18 protein-coding genes are annotated in these 17573 nt (G+C 73.2%); 13 read left to right on the forward strand and 5 right to left on the reverse strand.

The annotated features are described in order from the left end of the window. The 8 genes from F6X53_RS21285 to tolB all read left to right on the forward strand — a co-directional run. The coding region (locus F6X53_RS21285; protein WP_280526049.1) for a Holliday junction DNA helicase RuvB C-terminal domain-containing protein at positions 1 to 361 on the forward strand (361 nt) is incomplete at its 5' end. Positions 362 to 413: 52 nt separating this feature from the next. Next, positions 414 to 692, forward strand: coding sequence for a ribbon-helix-helix domain-containing protein (locus F6X53_RS21290; protein WP_151002365.1), 279 nt, complete (start codon positions 414 to 416; stop codon positions 690 to 692). Further along, positions 689 to 1018, forward strand: a complete 330-nt coding sequence (locus tag F6X53_RS21295; RefSeq protein WP_151002366.1) for a type II toxin-antitoxin system RelE/ParE family toxin — start codon at positions 689 to 691, stop codon at positions 1016 to 1018. The genes F6X53_RS21290 and F6X53_RS21295 overlap by 4 nt, the downstream gene beginning before the upstream one ends. A 63-nt stretch (positions 1019 to 1081) precedes the next feature. After that, entirely contained in the window at positions 1082 to 1537 is a 456-nt protein-coding gene (gene ybgC / locus F6X53_RS21300; RefSeq protein ID WP_151002367.1) for a tol-pal system-associated acyl-CoA thioesterase, read from the forward strand. A 158-nt stretch (positions 1538 to 1695) separates the two neighbouring features. Next, complete coding sequence (gene tolQ, locus F6X53_RS21305; RefSeq protein WP_151002368.1) at positions 1696 to 2418, forward strand: protein TolQ; 723 nt, start codon at positions 1696 to 1698, stop codon at positions 2416 to 2418. A gap of 45 nt (positions 2419 to 2463) precedes the next feature. Beyond that, a complete protein-coding gene (locus tag F6X53_RS21310; protein WP_151002369.1) occupies positions 2464 to 2910 on the forward strand; it encodes an ExbD/TolR family protein in 447 nt (148 codons plus the stop codon). Positions 2911 to 2923: 13 nt separating this feature from the next. Beyond that, a complete protein-coding gene (gene tolA / locus F6X53_RS21315; protein ID WP_191970931.1) occupies positions 2924 to 4261 on the forward strand; it encodes a cell envelope integrity protein TolA in 1338 nt (445 codons plus the stop codon). A gap of 65 nt (positions 4262 to 4326) precedes the next feature. Next, positions 4327 to 5658: a Tol-Pal system beta propeller repeat protein TolB gene (gene tolB / locus F6X53_RS21320; RefSeq protein ID WP_151002371.1), complete on the forward strand. Its 1332-nt coding sequence runs from the start codon at positions 4327 to 4329 to the stop codon at positions 5656 to 5658. A gap of 216 nt (positions 5659 to 5874) precedes the next feature. Here tolB and F6X53_RS21325 read toward each other — a convergent pair whose 3' ends face one another. Continuing rightward, a complete protein-coding gene (locus tag F6X53_RS21325) occupies positions 5875 to 7107 on the reverse strand; it encodes an MFS transporter (protein WP_151002372.1) in 1233 nt (410 codons plus the stop codon). A 365-nt stretch (positions 7108 to 7472) separates the two neighbouring features. On the opposite strand from F6X53_RS21325, the gene F6X53_RS21330 reads away from it, so the two are divergent. Continuing rightward, positions 7473 to 7772: a helix-turn-helix domain-containing protein gene (locus F6X53_RS21330; RefSeq protein WP_151002373.1), complete on the forward strand. Its 300-nt coding sequence runs from the start codon at positions 7473 to 7475 to the stop codon at positions 7770 to 7772. A gap of 3 nt (positions 7773 to 7775) precedes the next feature. Here F6X53_RS21330 and F6X53_RS21335 read toward each other — a convergent pair whose 3' ends face one another. The 3 genes from F6X53_RS21335 to F6X53_RS21345 form a co-directional block, all read right to left on the reverse strand. Continuing rightward, positions 7776 to 9947: a protein-disulfide reductase DsbD family protein gene (locus F6X53_RS21335; protein WP_151002374.1), complete on the reverse strand. Its 2172-nt coding sequence runs from the start codon at positions 9945 to 9947 to the stop codon at positions 7776 to 7778. A gap of 142 nt (positions 9948 to 10089) precedes the next feature. After that, complete coding sequence (locus tag F6X53_RS21340; protein ID WP_151002375.1) at positions 10090 to 11907, reverse strand: aminopeptidase P family protein; 1818 nt, start codon at positions 11905 to 11907, stop codon at positions 10090 to 10092. A gap of 60 nt (positions 11908 to 11967) precedes the next feature. After that, on the reverse strand, positions 11968 to 12897 hold the full coding sequence (locus F6X53_RS21345) for a 50S ribosomal protein L11 methyltransferase (protein WP_151002376.1): 930 nt from the start codon (positions 12895 to 12897) through the stop codon (positions 11968 to 11970). Between the two features lie 339 nt (positions 12898 to 13236). On the opposite strand from F6X53_RS21345, the gene F6X53_RS33265 reads away from it, so the two are divergent. The 4 genes from F6X53_RS33265 (at position 13237) to modC (ending at position 16135) form a co-directional block, all read left to right on the forward strand. Then, positions 13237 to 13374, forward strand: coding sequence for a hypothetical protein (locus F6X53_RS33265; protein ID WP_238296789.1), 138 nt, complete (start codon positions 13237 to 13239; stop codon positions 13372 to 13374). A gap of 165 nt (positions 13375 to 13539) precedes the next feature. Next, entirely contained in the window at positions 13540 to 14328 is a 789-nt protein-coding gene (modA, locus tag F6X53_RS21355) for a molybdate ABC transporter substrate-binding protein (RefSeq protein ID WP_151002378.1), read from the forward strand. A 5-nt stretch (positions 14329 to 14333) separates the two neighbouring features. Then, positions 14334 to 15023: a molybdate ABC transporter permease subunit gene (gene modB / locus F6X53_RS21360; RefSeq protein ID WP_151002379.1), complete on the forward strand. Its 690-nt coding sequence runs from the start codon at positions 14334 to 14336 to the stop codon at positions 15021 to 15023. After that, positions 15020 to 16135 carry a molybdenum ABC transporter ATP-binding protein gene (gene modC, locus F6X53_RS21365; protein ID WP_238296788.1) on the forward strand — a complete coding sequence of 372 codons (1116 nt, stop codon included), beginning with the start codon at positions 15020 to 15022 and terminating at the stop codon, positions 16133 to 16135. The genes modB and modC overlap by 4 nt, the downstream gene beginning before the upstream one ends. Positions 16136 to 16657: 522 nt before the next feature. Here the strand turns inward: modC and nudC are convergent. Continuing rightward, a complete protein-coding gene (nudC, locus tag F6X53_RS21370; RefSeq protein WP_151002381.1) occupies positions 16658 to 17572 on the reverse strand; it encodes an NAD(+) diphosphatase in 915 nt (304 codons plus the stop codon). Position 17573: the final 1 nt, after the last annotated feature.

Below are 17573 nucleotides of genomic sequence, written 5' to 3' on the forward strand. Positions count from 1 at the left end.
CGTGGACGACGCGCCGGTGGTGACGCGGGCGATCGCCGACCGGGCGCTGCAGCTTCTCGACGTCGATCCGGTGGGTCTCGACGTGATGGACCGCAAGTACCTGAGCCTGATCGTGGGCTCGTTCGGGGGCGGGCCGGTGGGGATCGAGACGATCGCGGCGGCGCTCTCGGAGCCGCGCGACGCCATCGAGGACATCATCGAGCCCTATCTGATCCAGAAGGGCTTCGTGCAGCGCACGCCCCGCGGCCGCGTCCTCACCCCCCACGCCTTCCGGCACATGGGCCTGCCCGTGCACATGGGCCAGTCCGAGCCGCGGCGCGACCAGGGTCGGTTGTTCGCGGGCGATGAGGATGAGGGATAAGTCCGAGAGCGTTATGGTAGGCTGTGCCCGCAGCCACGTGCCGGAGCCCAGGATGTCCGCCAGCCGATCCTTCAGCGTGACCCTCACGGACGACCTGGCCGACCTCGTCCGCGAGAAGGTCGCGGCCGGCGAGTATGCCAGCGCCAGCGAGGTGATCAGCGACGGGCTTGCCGCTTTGCGCGACCGGGATCAGGCCGTCGAGGATTGGCTGACCGCGCGGGTCGGCCCCGCCTACGACCGGATGATGCGGGACCCGTCGGGCGCCATCGCGGCGGATGATCTGCGCCGCCTGCTGAGCGAGGGGAGCGCGAGCACCGAAGCCGGCAGATGACGTATCGCGTGCTTTTCAGCCCCGAGGCACGGGATGATCTCTTCGCCCTTCGACACTATATCGCCGGCGAGGCGGGGGTCGCCGTGGCCGCCGCCTTCACGGAAGCGATCGTGGCCTATTGCGAGAGCTTCGCGACCTTTCCCGAGCGTGGCCGTCGACGGGACGACATCCGTCCGGGTTTGCGCATCATCGGGTTCCGCCGCCGTGCCACCATCGCTTTCGCGCTGCGCGGCACGGACGTCCTCGTCCTCGGCGTGCTGTACGCCGGGCGCGACATCGAACGAGCCCTGCGTGATGAACGAGCCCCGCGTGACCATGACCCGTGACGCCGAACACGCCCATGCCGAGACGGTCCGCGCGATGCGGTCGCGCCTGCTCATGAGCGCTGCGTGATCGCGTTCGACTGGACCGGCGCCCACGCGCTGCCCGTGCGGGTCTATTACGAGGACACCGACTTCTCGGGCTTCGTCTACCACGCGAGCTACCTGCGCTTCATGGAGCGTGGCCGCACCGAGCTGCTGCGGGGGCTGGCCGGCGACCAATCCGACCTGCACCGGGACGCGGACGGGCTCGTCTTCGTGGTCCGCCGGATGGAGATCGACTATCTCAGGCCCGCCCGCATGGACGACGCCCTCACGGTGCTCACCGGCACCCGCGAATTGCGCGGAGCGTCCATGCACCTGACGCAGGTGGTGCGGCGCGGCGCGGAGGCGCTCGTGCGCGCCGAGGTGGTGGTGGCCTGCGTGCGCGAGGGCCGGGCGATCCGCCTGCCCGAGTCCCTGCGGCGCGCGCTTGCGCGTCCCGGCGCCGATCGCAACCAATCCTTAACCCTGCCGACCCCTTAACTCCTTCGATCAAGTTGGGACGCGGAGCCGTAAAGCTCGGCCCTTACTTTCGACAGATTCAACCGCGATTCCCCTTGATATCGCTCGTTGATCTGACTGGAGCGCGTGGACCGGCCCGCCGACGCGGTGCGGCTGCCCGGGGACTTGAGGATCTCGCCATGAACCCAGCCGATGCCATGCAGGCGGCGCAGGCGCCCGTCGCCGACATGACGCTGCTCGGCCTGTTCCTGCAGGCCCATTTCGTGGTCAAGCTCGTGATGCTGGGGCTGCTCGGCGCCTCGATCTGGTGCTGGTCGATCATCGTCGACAAGACGCTGCTGTTCCGCCGCACCAAGGCCGAGATGGACGCGTTCGAGGATGCGTTCTGGTCCGGCCGCTCGCTGGAGGAGCTCTACCGCTCCTTCAACGACCGCCCGGCCACGGGCCTCGCCGCCCTGTTCGTCGCGGCGATGCGCGAGTGGAAGCGCTCCTTCGAGGGCTCGGGCCGGCAGATTCAGTCGCTCAGCCAGCGCATCGACAAGGTGCTCGACGTCACCATCCAGCGCGAGGTCGAGCGCCTCGATTCGCGCCTCCTGTTCCTCGCCTCGATCGGCTCGGCCGGCCCCTATATCGGCCTGTTCGGCACGGTCTGGGGCATCATGACCGCCTTCACGTCGATCGCGGCCTCGAAGAACACCTCGCTGGCGGTCGTGGCGCCCGGCATCGCCGAGGCGCTGTTTGCCACCGCCATCGGGCTGTTCGCGGCCATTCCGGCGGTGCTCGCCTACAACAAGCTCCAGGCCACCGTGGCGAAGCAGCAATCGCGCCTCGAGGGCTTCGCCGACGAATTCTCCGCCATCCTCTCCCGCCAGATCGACGAGCGCCTCTCGGTCGCCGCCTGACGGCGCCCGCCGGGGTCTTGAACGCCAGACACGAGGACGAGACACATGGGCATGGCCCACGGAGCCGCGCAGGGCGGCAAGCGTCGCCGGCGCGGCCGGCGCAGCACCGGCGCCATCAACGAGATCAACATGACGCCGTTCATCGACGTCGTGCTGGTGCTGCTCATCGTCTTCATGGTGGCGGCCCCGATGATGACCGTCGGCGTGCCCCTCGACCTGCCGCAATCCAAGGCGAGCGCGCTCAATTCCGACTCGAAGCCGGTGACGCTCTCGATCCGCCAGAGCGGCCAGATCTTCCTGGGCGAGGATGAGCTCACCGACGACACCATCGTGCCCAAGCTCACCGAGACCGCCAAGGCCGGCTTCGACGAGCGCGTCTTCGTGCGCGGCGACAAGCGGGTCGATTACGGGCGGGTGGCCCAGGTGATGGCGATCGTGACCGGCGGCGGCTTCAAGAAGGTCGCCCTCGTCACCGAGCCCGATCAGAGATAGCGGATCCTTCGCCGTGGCGTTCTCCTTCGACCGCAGGGAACCGGGTGTCTGGATCTCCGCCGGCGTGCACGTCGCGGTGCTGGTGCTGGCCCTCGTCGGCATCTCGACCGAGGTGCTGCCCGAGGCGCAGGAGGGCGTGCCCGTCGAGGTGATCACCGAGAACCAGTTCTCCGAGATCACCAAGGGCGAGCGCAGCGCCGACAAGCCGATGCCGAACGCCGCGACCCGCGCCGACCGCAAGGCCGACACGGTCGAGGAGCGCGAGCCCGAGAACGCCAAGCGCGACGCGCCCGCCGCCCCGACCCGCACCGCCGACATGAAGCTCGCCAACGCCGACGAGATGCCGCTGCGGGCCAACGAGCCGGACCCCGCCGAGGAGGCCAGGGCGCGGGCGGCCGAGAAGGCCGAGCGCGAGAAGACCGAGGCCGCCAAGGCCGCCGCCGCCGCGAAGGCGGAGGCCAAGAAGGCGGAGGCCAAGGCTGAGGCTGCCAAGGCTGAGGCTACCAAGGCGGCGGCCGAGAAGGCCGAGGCCGCCAAGCGCGAGCAGCTCGACAAGCTGATCGAGAAGCAGGAGGCCGAAGCCGAGGCCGCCGAGGCGAAGGCCAAGGCTGAGGCTGCCGCCAAAGCGAAGGCCGAGGCGAAAGCCAAGGCTGAGGCGAAAGCCAAGGCCGACGCCAAGGCCGAGGCGGAGTCCAAGGCGAAGGCGGAGGCCGAAGCGAAGGCCAAGGCCGCCGAGGCCGAGCGCCAGAAGGAGCTCGCCGAGGCGAAGGCGGAGGCCGAGCGCGAGAAGGCGGAGGCCGCCGCCAAGGCCAAGGCTGAGGCCGCCGCCAAGGCGAAGGCCAAGGCGATGGCGGATGCCAAGGCCAAGGCGGATGCCGACGCTAAGGCGAAGAAGCAGGCCGAGCTCGCCGACAAGTTCAGCGCCGGCGACATCCGGCAGATGCTCGCCTCGAAGGCGCCCTCGCAATCGACCGGCGCCACCGGCCACGAGGTCCAGCGCACGGCCTCGCTGGGGGCGGCCACCGGCACGGCGCAGAAGCTGTCGCCGTCCTTGCGCGACGCGCTGGTCGGCATGTTGCAGCAGCAGATCGAGCGGTGCTACTCGGCGCCGCCGGGTGCCGCGCAGGGCGTCGTCCTGCCGATGCTCGACATCCGCCTGAACCAGAACGGCTCGCTCGCGGCCGAGCCGCGGATCATGCGGGGCGGATCGAGCAGCGTCGATCAGTCGATCGCGCAGGCGGCGCTGCGGGCGGTGCGGCGTTGTGCCCCCTACAAGATCCCGGCCCAGTACGCGCCCTATTACAACGACTGGAAAGCCATCAACGCGGAGTTCGAGTTCTCGGCGGCGTAGCGGCCGCTCCTCCGGGACATCCCGTCCCAGACAGCTCAGTCCTTCCCGGGAAATCAGCCACAGCCATGCCTCATCGCCCGTCCCCACGGCGCCGCACCGTCGCGACGCTGCTCGCCGCCCTCGCGCTCACCCTGTTTTCGGGCCTGAACCCGGCCCTGGCGCAGCTGCAGCTGCGCATCGGCGGCGGCGCCTTCCAGCCGATGCCGATCGCCGTGACGGATTTCTCGGGCGATGCGAGCCTCGGCAGCCTCGTCTCCAGCGTGGTGACGAACAACCTGCGCCGCTCCGGCTACTTCGCGCCCCTCGACAAGGCAAAGTTCCCCGAATCACCCGCCTTCGACGCGGCGCCGGGCTTCGAGAAATGGCGCGCGGCCGGGGTGCAGGGCCTCGTGACGGGCCGCGTCTCGCGCGATGGCGGGGGCCGGCTCAAGGTCGAGTTCCGCCTCTGGGACGTCACGTCGGGCCAGCAGATGACGGGCCAGCAATACGCCACCGACCCGGCCAATGCCCGCCGCACCGGCCACCTCGTCTCGGACGCGGTCTACACCAAGATCACCGGCCTCGGCCCCTGGTTCGACAGCCGCATCGCCTTCGTGGACGAGTCGGGCCCCAAGGAGAACCGGCGCAAGCGCCTGATGGTGATGGACCAGGACGGCGCCAATGTGCGGGCGCTGACCACGGGGGAGAATTCCATCGTGGCGCCGCGCTACTCGCCCGCCACCCAGGACATCGCCTTCATGGCGCAAGCCACCGGCCACCAGCCGCGCATCCAGGTGATCAACCTCGAGACCGGCGCGCGCCAGGCGGTGGGCAATTTCGATTCGATGAGCGCCAGCCCGCGCTTCTCGCCGGATGGGCGGCGCCTGGTCCTGAGCGTGCAGCAGGGCGGCAATGCCGACATCGTGACCATGGACCTCGCCTCCAAGGCGCAGCGCCCGATCACCAGCGGCATGGCCATCGACACCTCGCCGACCTACGCGCCGGACGGCGCGCAGATCGTGTTCGAATCCGATCGCGGCGGCTCGCAGCAGATCTACGTGATGGGCGCGGACGGCTCGAACCCGCACCGGATCTCCTTCGGGGAGGGCTCCGCCTCGCAGCCGGCCTGGTCGCCGCGCGGCGACCTCATCGCCTTCACGCGCCAGCGCAAGGGGGGCTTCGCCATCTGCGTGATGAAGCCCGACGGCTCGGGCGAGCGGGTGCTGACGGAGGGCTTCCACAACGAGGGCCCGACCTTCGCGCCGAACGGCCAGTACGTGCTGTTCTTCCGCGATCCGGGCGGCCAGGGCGGCGGCAAGCTCTACATGGTCGACATCACCGGCCGCGTCGAGCAGCCGGTGCCGACGCCCTCCTACGCCTCCGACCCGACCTGGTCGCCGCTCCTGTCGGGGAAGTAGGACCCCGCCGCCTCAGGGATGGCGGGGGCCGGGCCCCCGCCTCAGATCGGCTTGCGGCCCCGGACCCGCAGCCAATCGAGCACGGCCAGGACGAACCACGGTCCGACGATGATGACGAAGATCGACATTCCGGTGTCTCCTCGGATGGGCCGGCGCGGTCGGGCACGGCGGCGCTGATCCTGGATCAACCCGGGTCGGGCGCCTGCGTTCAGCCGGTCAGGCCTGCGTCAGGAGCCGGTCGCGGGCCTTGAGGGCCGGGAACAGGCGGCCCCACAGGAGGGCCACCAGCACGGTGGCGAGGCCCCCCGCCACCACCGCCGGCACGGCGCCGATCAGCGCCGCGAGGGTGCCGGATTCGAACTCGCCGAGCTCGTTCGAGGCGCCGATGAAGACCGTGTTGACGGCCGAGACCCGGCCCCGCATGGCGTCCGGGGTCTCGCCCTGCACGAAGGTCTGGCGCACGTAGACGCTGATCATGTCGGCGGCCCCGGTGACGAACAGGCAGGCCATGGAGAGCGCCAGCGAGCGCGACAGGCCGAACACCGCGATCGCCGCCCCGAACACCGCGACCGCCTGCAGCATCCGCAACCCGGCCTGCCGCTGCAGCGGCCGGTAGGCGAGCCAGATCGCCATCAGGACGGCGCCCGCCGCCGGCATGCTGCGCAGGGCCCCGAGGCCGAGGGGGCCCACATGCAAAACCTCGGCGGCGAAGATCGGCAGCAGCGCCGTGGCGCCCCCGAGCAGCACCGCCACGAGGTCGAGGCTGATGGCGCCGAGCACCACGGGCTGCGCCCAGATATAGGCGATGCCGGCCGAGAGCGTCGCCCAGCTCACGGGCGGGCGCTCGGTGACGGGGGCGGGGCGGAAGCGGATCGCCGCCACGAGGGCGCTGGCGAGCGCGAAGCTGAAGGCCGCGCCCCCGAACACCACCGCGGGCCCGAGCGCGTAGAGGAAGCCGCCCAAAGCCGGGCCGAGCACCGAGGCGCTCTGCCAGAGGGAGGCGTTCCAGGCGATGGCGGGGCCGAACAGGTCCCGGGGCACGAGCGTCGGCAGCAGGGCCTGGAGCGCCGGGTTGGCGAAGGCGCGGGCGGTGCCGACCGCGATTACCAGGGCGTAGATGGGCCAGACCGCCCCGGTGCCGAACTCCGCGACCGCGAACAGCGCGAGGCTCGCCGCCGCCTGCACCCCGAAGGCCAGGGCCGCGACGAGGCGCCGGTCATAGGTGTCGGCCACGTGGCCGGTGATCAGGGCGCAGAGCATCGCGGGCAGGAAGCTCGCGAGCCCGACGAGCCCGAGGGCGAGGGCCGAGCGGGTGAGATCGTAGACGAACCAGCCGATCGCCACCGCCTGCATCTGGTAGGCGAGGCCGGTGAGGAAGCGGGCAGCCCCGAACAGGCGGAAATCGCCGTTGCGGAAGACGATCCAGCCGGAGGTGGCGCGCGCGAGCATGGCAGGCGTGCTGAACGGCCGAGGTCGCCGCGTCAAGCGGCGCGGCGTTCCGGTCGAAAGCCGTTGCTGTGCCCTGGACGCATGTGCGTCATCGACCGAAATCGTGACTGTGCGGTCCCCGGGCCATACCATCGCCGGGACGTCGGATTTCCCTATTGATGCGGAGGCCGAGGAGATGTCTCCGGCGAGCCGGCGTGCCCCGACGAACCCGCGGGCGGTCCGGCCCGATGCCGGAGATTTGATCGTCGGTTCGGGCGGGATTCGGAAGGTCTGTCCCACAGGCCAGGGCAGGGGAGTGCGGCAATCGCGATCCGAGACGTAAGACACGGTCTGGGCAGCGCCCGACTCTGCGGAGCAACCGAACCATGGCGAGAGACATCTTCGAGCGGGCCCTGTCGGCCCTTCGCGAAGCCGAGGCCCATGCGAAGGGTGACGATCCGGCGGGCCTCGTCGTCCATGTCCCCGAGACCGTCGACGTCGCCGGTATCCGCAAGCGCACCGGCAAGGCGCAGCCGGCCTTCGCCGCGAGCATCGGCGTACCGGTCGCGACCTTGCGCCAGTGGGAGCACCGGCGGCGGCAGCCACAAGGCCCGGCGCGCGTCCTCCTGGCCCTGCTCGACCGGAATCCGCACCTCGTCGAGGAGACGCTCGGAGAGCCGTCCTGACGCCTAATCCCTGTTGGCGGCGGCCTCGGCGGCCGCGCTCCGTCCGTCCGTGACCGGCGCCAGCGGCTCCAGCGCCGACAGGACCGTGCCCTGGGTCAGGATCTGCGGCAGCACCACGGGCTCCGGGCCCGCGCCGTAGAGGAGGTAGAGCGGCACGCCGCTGCGGCCGTGGCGCTCGAGGAGGCGGGTGATCTCGGGGTTCTGGTTGGTCCAGTCCCCCTTGAGATAGGTGACGCCGCGCAGCTTCAGGGCGGCGCGCACGCCCTCGGTCGCCAGGGCGGTGCGCTCGTTGACCTGGCAGGTGATGCACCACGCCGCCGTCAGGTTGACGAAGACCGGGCGGCCTTCCGCCCGCAGGGCGTCGAGGCGGGCCTGCGTGAAGGGCTCGATCCCCTCCGCGCGCTGCGCCACCGTGCCCGCGGCCCGGTCGTGATCGAGCGTGAATGTGAGCCCGCCCACCGCCACCAGGGCGGCCCCCGCGAGGCCGCGGGCGAGGCGGCCCGTCAGGGTCGGGGCCTGGCGCCCGCGCTCCCAAATCCAGGCGGCGAAGCCCACCAGGACGAGGCCGATCAGAGCGGAGAACAGGCCCGCCGGCCCGACCTGCTGGGACAGGACCCAGACGAGCCACGCCACGGTGGCGTAGACCGGGAAGGCGAGGACGCCCTTGAGCGTCTCCATCCAGGCGCCGGGGCGCGGCAGGCGGCGCAGGGCCCCCGGGAACAGAGTGAGCAGGAGGAAGGGCAAGGCGAGGCCGAGGCCGAGGCTCGCGAAGATCGCGAGGGCGGCCGCCGCCGACTGGGTCAGGGCGAACCCCACCGCCGCCCCCATGAAGGGCGCGGTGCAGGGCGTCGCCACCACGGTGGCGAGCATTCCGGTGAAGAACGAGCCCTCGAGCCCGGCCCGGCGGCTCAGCCCGTCGCCGAGCCCGGCGAGGCCGGAGCCGAGATGGACCACCCCCGACAGGCTGAGGCCCATGCCGAAGAGCAGGTAGGCGAGGCCCGCCACCACGATGGGGGATTGCAGCTGGAAGCCCCAGCCGATGCCCGCGCCGCCGCTCTTCAGGGCGATCAGCAGCCCGGCGAGCCCGATGAAGGCCGCCAGCACCCCGGCCGTGTAGGCGAGGCCGTGCAGGCGCACCCGCCCCGGCCCCTCGCCCGAATGGCGCACGAGGCTCAGGACCTTGATCGACAGGACCGGGAAGACGCAGGGCATCAGGTTGAGGAGGAGACCGCCCAGGAAAGCGAGCCCGGCCGCGCCCCACAGGGTCAGGCTCTCGTCGGGCGTCGAGGCGGGTGTTTTGGCCGGCGCCGGCTCCGCGGCGGCCGGGATGCCGCCGGTCGCGACGGCGGGGGCCTGCCCGAGGGCGAAGGCCTGCCGCACCGGGCCGGCCTCGGTCTCCCGCTCGATCGCGAGGACGCCCGGCAGGTCGGCCGGGGGCGGATCGGCCGGGGTGGCGCGGGTCAGGGTCAGGCGCAGGCCCTGCGCGTCGACCGCGAGGTCCTGGGGCGCGGCGTTGTCGAGGATCGTCTCCGAATAGGGGAAGAAGGACGCCGTGCGGACCGCCCCGAGATCGGGCGCGTCGAGGCTGAGGACGAGCCGGTCGCCGGCGCTCGCGAGGCGCACGGGCCCCGGCGCCGGCTCGGGCAGGGCCGCCCGCGCCCGCGCGAACAGGGCCGCGTTGGCGGGGTCGGCCCCGGCGGCGGCGCCCGCCACCGGCAGGGTCAGGCGCAACTCGGCCGAGCCCGGCACGCATTCCTGCGCGCAGACGAGATAGGTGAGCTGGCCCGCCAGCCGCGCCGGCTCCGCCGGATCGAGGCTCGGCGGCGGCGTCATCGTGACGAGCAGGACGGCCTCGTCCGCGTAGCCGAAATTCATCAGGGTCGCGACTGGGATGCGCTCGGGCACCGGCCACTGGATCGGCCCGGCCGAGAACCCGGCGGGCAGGGTCCAGGTCACCTCCGGCGGCAGGCCGGAATCGCCCGGGTTGCGCCAGTAGACGTGCCAGCCGGGCTTCATCACGAGGCGCAGGGCCACGGTGAAGGGCTCGCCCCCCCGCAGGGCGGCGGGCTCGGCGATCAGGCTCGCGCGCACGAGATCGGCGGGCGCCTTCAGCCCCTGCGCCCCGGCGCCGGTGAGCCCGAGGAGAAGGATGAGGAGGGAGAGAAGCCGGATCATCGGGCCCTTACGCGCGCCGGGCGGGCGCGGTTACGCTGCTGGCGCAACCTTATGGCGTTTCCGGGCCGGGAGAAACCGCGGGGCCCGTGGAGCGCGGTCGCAGGGGGCTCCGCCGCCACGCATCCGGGGCGGCGTCCCGCCTTCAGCCGAGCGGCCGCGTCGCCCGCTCCAGCCACGCCCGCGTCCCGGCATCGAGATCCGGCCCGAGCACCTCGCGCAGATGCGCGTGGTAGGCGTCGAGCCAGGCGATCTCGCCCGCGTCGAGGAGGTCGGTCGCGATCAGGCGGCGGTCGTAGGGGGCGAGCGTCAGGGTCTCGAAGCCGAGCATCGGGCGCTCGCCGCCGGGGATCGGGCGGGGCTCGACCAGGATCAGGTTCTCGATCCGGATGCCGTAGGCGTTCGCCTTGTAGTAGCCCGGCTCGTTCGACAGGATCATGCCGGCCTTGAGCGCCACCGTGCCGGTCTTGGCGATGCGCTGCGGGCCCTCGTGGACCGACAGGAAGGCGCCGACGCCGTGGCCGGTGCCGTGGTCGAAATCGAGCCCCGCCTGCCACAGGGGCACGCGCGCGAGGGCGTCGATCTGCGCCCCCGTGGTGCCCTCGGGGAAGACCGCGCGGCCAATCGCCAGATGGCCCTTCAGCACGCGGGTGAAGCGGTCGCGCATCTCCGGGCTCGGCGCGCCGACCGCCACCGTGCGGGTGATGTCGGTGGTGCCGTCGGCGTATTGCGCCCCCGAATCGATCAGGAACAGCTCGCCCTCCCGCACGATCCGGTCGGTGGCCCGCGTCACCCGGTAATGCACGATGGCGCCGTTGGGGCCCGAGCCCGAGATCGTCGGGAAGGAGACGTCGCGCAGGAGCCCGCCCTCGGCCCGGAAATCCTCAAGCGCCTCGACGGCCGCGATCTCGCCGAGGTCGCCCCGCGCCGCCGCCGCGTCGAGCCAGGCGAGGAAGCGGGTCACCGCGAGCCCGTCGCGGTGATGGGCGGCGCGGGTGCCGGCGATCTCGGCGGCGTTCTTCACCGCCTTCATGGCGGTGATCGGGTCGGGGCCGACATCCGCGACGGCGCCCGCGCCCGCCACGATCTCCTTCAGGGCGGCGGCCCCGGTGGCGGCATCGAGGCGGATGCGGCCCCGCGCCTCGGCCCCGAGGCTCTCGGCGAACTCCGCGCGGGGCGCGACATCGGCCAGGGGCGCCAGGGCGGCGCGGGCCTCCGGCGTCAGCGCGGGCGAGGTGAGGAACAGGCGGGCGCGCCCCTCGCGGGGCAGGAGGGCGTAGCCCAGGGCCAGCGGCGTGTGGCCGATATCGGCGCCGCGCAGGTTGAAGGCCCAGGCGAGGTTGTGGGGATCCGAGATCACCAGCGCGTCGATGCCGGCCTCCGCGAGGGCGGCGCGGATCCGCCCGAGCTTGTGGGCCGCCTCCTCCCCGGAAAGGTCGAGCGGATGCGCCGCGACCGCGCCGGCGGGGGGCTTCGGCCGCCCGGCCCAGGCGGCGTCGACCGGGCTCGCGGCGACCGGGCGCAGGCTCGCCCCGGCCTTGGTGGCGGCCCGCTCCAGCCGGGCGACGCCGTCCGGCGTGTGCAGCCAGGGATCGTAGCCGAGCACGGCGCCGGGCTGCAGCGCCTCGGCGAGCCAGGCCTCGGGGGTCGTGGCCGCGATCGGCACGACCGCGAAGGTACCGGTATCGACCTGATCGGGGGCCTGGAGGGTGTAGCGCCCGTCGACGAAGAGGGCGGCCCGGTCCGTGAGCACGATCGCGGTGCCGGCCGATCCGGTGAAGCCGGTCAGCCAGGCGAGGCGCTCGGCCTGGGCCGGCACGTATTCCGATTGGTGCTCGTCGGCGCGTGGCACCACGAAGCCGTCGAGGCCCGCCTCGCGCAGGGCGGCCCGGAGCGCGGCGGCGCGCTCGGGGCCCTTGCGGTGGCTCGGATCGTCGAAGGTCTGGAAGCGGCGGCGCGTCATGGCGCAAGGGTTACGTCGGGCGCCCCGCGCCGGCAACCGGGCGGCCCGGGGCGCGCCTCCTCAGCGCGGGCGGGGCGCCGCGCCGCCGCGCCGGAGCACCAGCGTGGCCCAGCCCTCGATCACGCCCTTCTGCGCGAGGCGGAAGCCCTGGTGCCCGTAGGTGGAGAGGATGCCCGGGACGTCGCGCTCGATCAGGCCGGACAGGATCAGCGTGCCGCCCTCGGCCACCACCGCGGTGAGAGACGGGGCGAGGCGCTTCAGCGGGCGGGCCAGGATGTTGGCGAAGACCACCTCGAAATGGCGCGGGCGCCGGGCGAGGGCATGCTCGACGCCGGGGCCCTGGTAGAGGCGCAGATGCGGCCCGAGGCCGTTGAGACGGGCATTGGCGCGGGCGGTGACGACCGCCACGGGGTCGAGGTCCCCGGCGATCACGGGGGCTTGCGCGGGGGCGTGGAGGGCGCGCGCCGCCGCGAAGGCGAGGATGCCGGTGCCGGTGCCGACATCGAGCACCCGGGCCGGGCGGCCCCGCTTCAGCACGCCCGCCAGTGCCCGCAGGCAGCCGAGCGTGGTGCCGTGATGGCCGGTGCCGAAGGCGAGGGCCGCCTCGATCTCGATGGCGAGGTCGTTGGGGCGCACCTGCTCGCGGTCATGGGCGCCGTGGACCAGGAAGCGCCCGGCCCGGACCGGCTTCAGGCCCTCCAGGGAGGCCCGCACCCAATCCTGCTGGTCGATGGTCTGGAAGCTGGCATCGTCCGCCTGCGCGCCGACCACGGGGCGGATCAGCTCCCGGATCATGGTCTCGTCGGGGGCGTCGGCGAAGTAGGCCTCGAGGCGCCACGTCACCCCGTCCTCGGCCTCGAAGGCCGCGACCGCGGTCTCGGTCGGGTCGAACATCTCGCCGAGGAGATCCGTCATGGCGCGGGCCGAGCGCTCATCCGTGAGGAGGCGCAGCACGTGGGTCGGGCGATGGGGCGGGAGGCCTTCGAGCATGGCGCGCTCTACCACCCGCGGCGGTGCGCCGCCAGCACGGGCGCGACCGTCCCACAATCGCACAACGATGCGGCATAGTGATCGTTGGATAGGCACGAGCCCGGCTGGAACCGGGAGATCGGAGCCGCGTTCACGCTGGCTTCTCCCCCGTGGGGCTTCCCGCGGAGGTTGAGGGAAGCCCGGATGGCCCCGCGGGTGCGAAGGGTTTCGCGCGGTTGTCCGGCCGGCTCGCTCCTGTGGGTTCGTGTTGGCGTCATGACATCAAGCCGTTCCGGTCGTCGCGCTCCGGTCGTCCTCAGCCAGATATCGGCTTCCCGCCGCCGACAGGGGCGCGCGAGCGTGCTCGGTGCCGACGCGCTCGACGCGCCGCTGCCGGGGCCGCTCCTGATCCTGCTGAGCCGCCTGCATCGCGCCGAGGGCCCGCAGGAGGGCCGGCCGGCGGAGGCACCGCTCCGCGACGAGGGTCTCGCCCGCTAGCGACACGCGGTGAGCCGGCACTGCTGGACCCGCGCGGGCGCGCTCGCACCGGGAATCCCGTCGGATGACGGGAAACGGGCGCTTGTCCGCCCGGCCTGCCTCCCTATGATCCAGCCCGGATTCCGCCCAGGCCCGACGGCCCGGCGACGGCGCGAGGCTCGGCCCATGACGATGACGCGACGGTTCTGGCTCGCGGGCGCGCTCGCGCTCGGCCTCGGGGCGCCGGCGGCGCGCGCCGAGACGCCCGTCCTGATCTTCGCCGCCGCGAGCCTGAAGAACGCGGTGGACGAGGCCGCCGCGGCGTGGAGCCGCGAGACCGGGCACGGCGCCAAGGCCTCCTACGCGGCCTCGAACGCGCTCGCCAAGCAGATCGAGGCCGGCGCCCCGGCGGACCTGTTCATCTCCGCCGACCTCGCCTGGATGGATGCGGTCGAGAAGGCCGGCAGCCTCCGGCCCGGCAGCCGCAGCAACCTGCTGCGCAACAGCCTGGTTCTGGTGGCCCCGGCGGATTCGACGCGCCGTCTCGACTTGAAGCCCGGCCTCGACTTGGCGGCGGCGCTCGGCGGCGGGCGCCTGGCGGTCGGCAATGTCGAGGCGGTGCCGGCCGGCAAGTACGGCAAGGCCGCCCTTCAGGCGCTCGGCGCCTGGGACGGGGTCAAGGACCGGCTCGCCCAGGCCGAGAACGTGCGCGCGGCGCTCCTCCTCGTGGCGCGGGGCGAGGCGCCGCTCGGCATCGTCTACGCCACCGACGCGGCCTCGGACCCGAGCGTGCGGGTGGTGGCGACCTTCCCGCCCGACAGCCACCCGCCGATCGTCTACCCGGTCGCGCTGCTCAAGGATTCGCAGAATCCCGAGGCCGGCGCCTTCCTGGCCTACTTGAAGAGCCCGGCCGCCCGGCCCTTCTTCGAGCACCAGGGCTTCACGGTGCTGGGCGGGGCGGGCGAGAAGTTCTGAGCGCCTTGCTCGACCTCACCCCCGACGAGTGGACCGCCGTCGCCCTGAGCCTCCGGGTGGCGGGCGTCGCCATGCTGGCGAGCCTGCTCCCCGGCCTCGCGGTGGCCTGGCTCCTGGCGCGGCGGGACTTTCCGGGGCGCGCGCTCCTCGACGGGCTGGTGCACCTGCCGCTGATCCTGCCGCCGGTGGTGACCGGCTACCTCCTGCTCCTCGCCTTCGGGCGCAAGGGCCTCCTCGGCGGCTGGCTCGCGGAGATCGGCATCGTCTTCGCGTTCCGCTGGACCGGGGCGGCGCTCGCCTGCGCGGTGATGGGGTTTCCCCTGATGGTGCGGGCCATGCGCCTCTCGATCGAGGCGGTGGACCGAGGGCTGGAACAGGCCGCCGCCACCCTCGGGGCGCCCCCGCTCGCGGTCTTCCTCACGGTGACGCTGCCCCTCAGCCTGCCCGGCATCCTGGCCGGCGCGGTGCTGGCCTTCGCCAAGGCGATGGGGGAATTCGGCGCCACCATCACCTTCGTGTCGAACATCCCGGGCGAGACCCAGACCCTGCCCTCCGCCATCTACACCCTGACGCAGGTCCCGGGCGGGGAGGGCGGGGCTCTGCGCCTGACGCTGATCTCGGTGGTGCTCTCGATGGGGGCGCTCCTGGCCTCCGAATGGCTCGCGCGCCGCGTCGGCCGCCGGCTCGCCGCGTGAGCGGCCCGGCCCCGACCCTCTCGGTGGCGCTCGCCCGGTGCCTCGGCGCCTTCTCCCTCGACGTCGCCTTCACGGCCGGGCCGGGGCTCACCGCCCTGTTCGGCCGCTCGGGCTCGGGCAAGACCAGCGTCATCGGCCTGCTGGCGGGCCTCGGCCGGCCCGATCGCGGCCGCATCGCCCTCGGCGACGAGGTCCTGCTCGACACGGCGCGCGGCATCGACGTGCCGGCGCACCGGCGCCGCATCGCCACGGTGTTCCAAGAGGCGCGGCTGCTGCCCCATCTCAGCGTCCGGGCCAATCTCGGCTATGGCCGCTTCTTCGCGCGCCGCCATCCGGGCCCCGCGGCCGACCTCGCGCAGGTGGTGGAGATGCTCGGCATCGGGCACCTCCTGGCGCGCCGGCCGGCGGGCCTGTCGGGGGGCGAGCGCCAGCGCGTCGCCATCGGACGGGCGCTCCTGGCCAGGCCCCGCCTCCTCCTGATGGACGAGCCCCTGGCGGCCCTCGACGAGGCCCGCAAGGCCGAGATCCTGCCCTATATCGAGCGCCTGCGCGACGAGGCCGGGGTGCCGATCGTCTATGTCAGCCACGCGGTGGCGGAGGTGGCGCGGCTGGCCGGCACCGTGGTGGTGCTGGAGGAGGGCCGCGTCGCCGCCTCCGGACCCGCCGACGCGGTGCTGCGCCGGGCCGACCGGCTCCCCGCCCATGCGGGGGAGGCCGGCGCGATCCTCGACCTGACGGTCGCCGCGCAGGACCCGGATGGCGGCCTGACGCGCCTCTCCGGTCCCGCCGGGACCCTCGTGGTGCCCCATCTCGCGCGGCCCGTCGGCGCCCGGGTGCGGGTGCGGGTTCCGGCCCGGGACGTGCTCGTGGCGACGCGCGCCCCCGTGGGCCTCAGTGCCCGCAACGTTCTGCCGGGCCGCATCCTCGCCCTCGACGCGCGCGGCGCCGCCGTGATGGTCGAGATCGCCTGCAACGGCGTGGCGCTCGCCGCCCACCTCACCGGAGCCTCGGTCCGCGACCTCGGCCTCGCCCCGGGTCTCCCCGTCTACGCCATCATCAAGAGCGTCGCCTTCGACCCAACGGAGGTGGGCACCCGGGCGGTGGAGATCTGACGGAGCTGAACCCGGGACCCGCCACCGTCGGCGGCGCGCCTCATCGCCCCGGTTCGGGCGTGGTCGAATTTGCGATCGCGGAACGGTGGGGGACTTTTCCGGAGAGGGCGCACCCCTCACCCCAACCCTCTCCCGCACGGGAGAGGGGGCCCGTCGCGTCATCAGGGCCGGTTTCGACACCCCTTCCCGCGGCGCTGCCGATCGCGCGCGCGCCACCTCTCCCGTCCGGGAGAGGTCGAGTCGGCGCGAGCCGACCGGGTGAGGGGGAGACTTTTCCGGACAACGCGCACCCCTCACCCCAACCCTCTCCCGGACGGGAGAGGGGGCTTGTCGCGCCGTCAGGGCTGGTACTGACACCCCTTCCCGCATCGCTGCCGATCGCGCGCGCCCCACCTCTCCCGTCCGGGAGAGGTCGAGTCGGCGCGAGCCGGCCGGGTGAGGGATGCGGCCTTTCCGGACAGCGCGCATCCAACCCTCTCCCGGACGGGAGAGGGGGCCGTCGCGCCGACCTGCCCCCGTGCCTCACACGCGCCGGTCGAGGAAGGCGCGCATCAGGGTGTGGGCGATGGCCATGGCGGGGGGGACGCCGTAGCCCTCCGGGTGGGTGCCGGCCATCATGGCGGCGAGCTCGTCGCGGGGGAACCAGCGGGCATCGGCGAGCTCGACCGGGTCGATCGTGATGGCCTCGCTCTCGGCCTCGGCGATGCAGCCGATCATCAGCGAGGACGGGAAGGGCCAGGGCTGCGAGGCGTGGTAGGCCACCGCGCCGATGCGGATGCCGGTCTCCTCGAAGCTCTCGCGGCGCACCGCCGCCTCGATGGTCTCGCCGGGCTCGAGAAAGCCCGCGAGGCAGGAATACATCCCCTCCCGGAAGCGCGGCGAGCGGCCCAGCAGGCAGGCATCGCCCCGGCGGATCAGCATGATCACCACCGGGTCGGTGCGGGGGAAATGGTGCGCCTCGCAGGTCGGGCATTCCCGCCGGAAGCCGCCGGCCCGCAGGCGCGTGGCGGTGCCGCAATTGGCGCAGAAGCCGTGGCGGGCATGCCAGGCCAGCAGCGACTTGGCGGTGGCGAGCAGCCCGAGCTCGTGGGCCGCCACGGCGCCCTCGGCCGCGATCGCGCGCAGGTCGAGGGTGCGGAAGGCCGCATCCGCCTCGAAACCGTCCGCGGCCTCCGGGGGAATCGCGGCGGCGAAGACGGGCGCGCCGTCGAGGCGCCCGAGGAACAGCGTGAAGGCGCGCTCCGGCGCCCGCGCGGCCGCCGCCCCGTCGAGGACGGCGCTGCCCGGTTGGGCCAGCACGACCCGGTCGCCCGCGAGCAGCACGAAGCGCGCGCCAGCGGTCTCGGGGCTGGGCACCGCGGATTCGTCCTGCTCGGCCGAGTGCCGCTGGAGCCGGCTCTGGGCGTAGCCGAGCGCCGCGAGAGGATCCTGCGCCATG

This window comes from Methylobacterium soli (assembly GCF_008806385.1).
GTDB lineage: Bacteria > Pseudomonadota > Alphaproteobacteria > Rhizobiales > Beijerinckiaceae > Methylobacterium > Methylobacterium soli.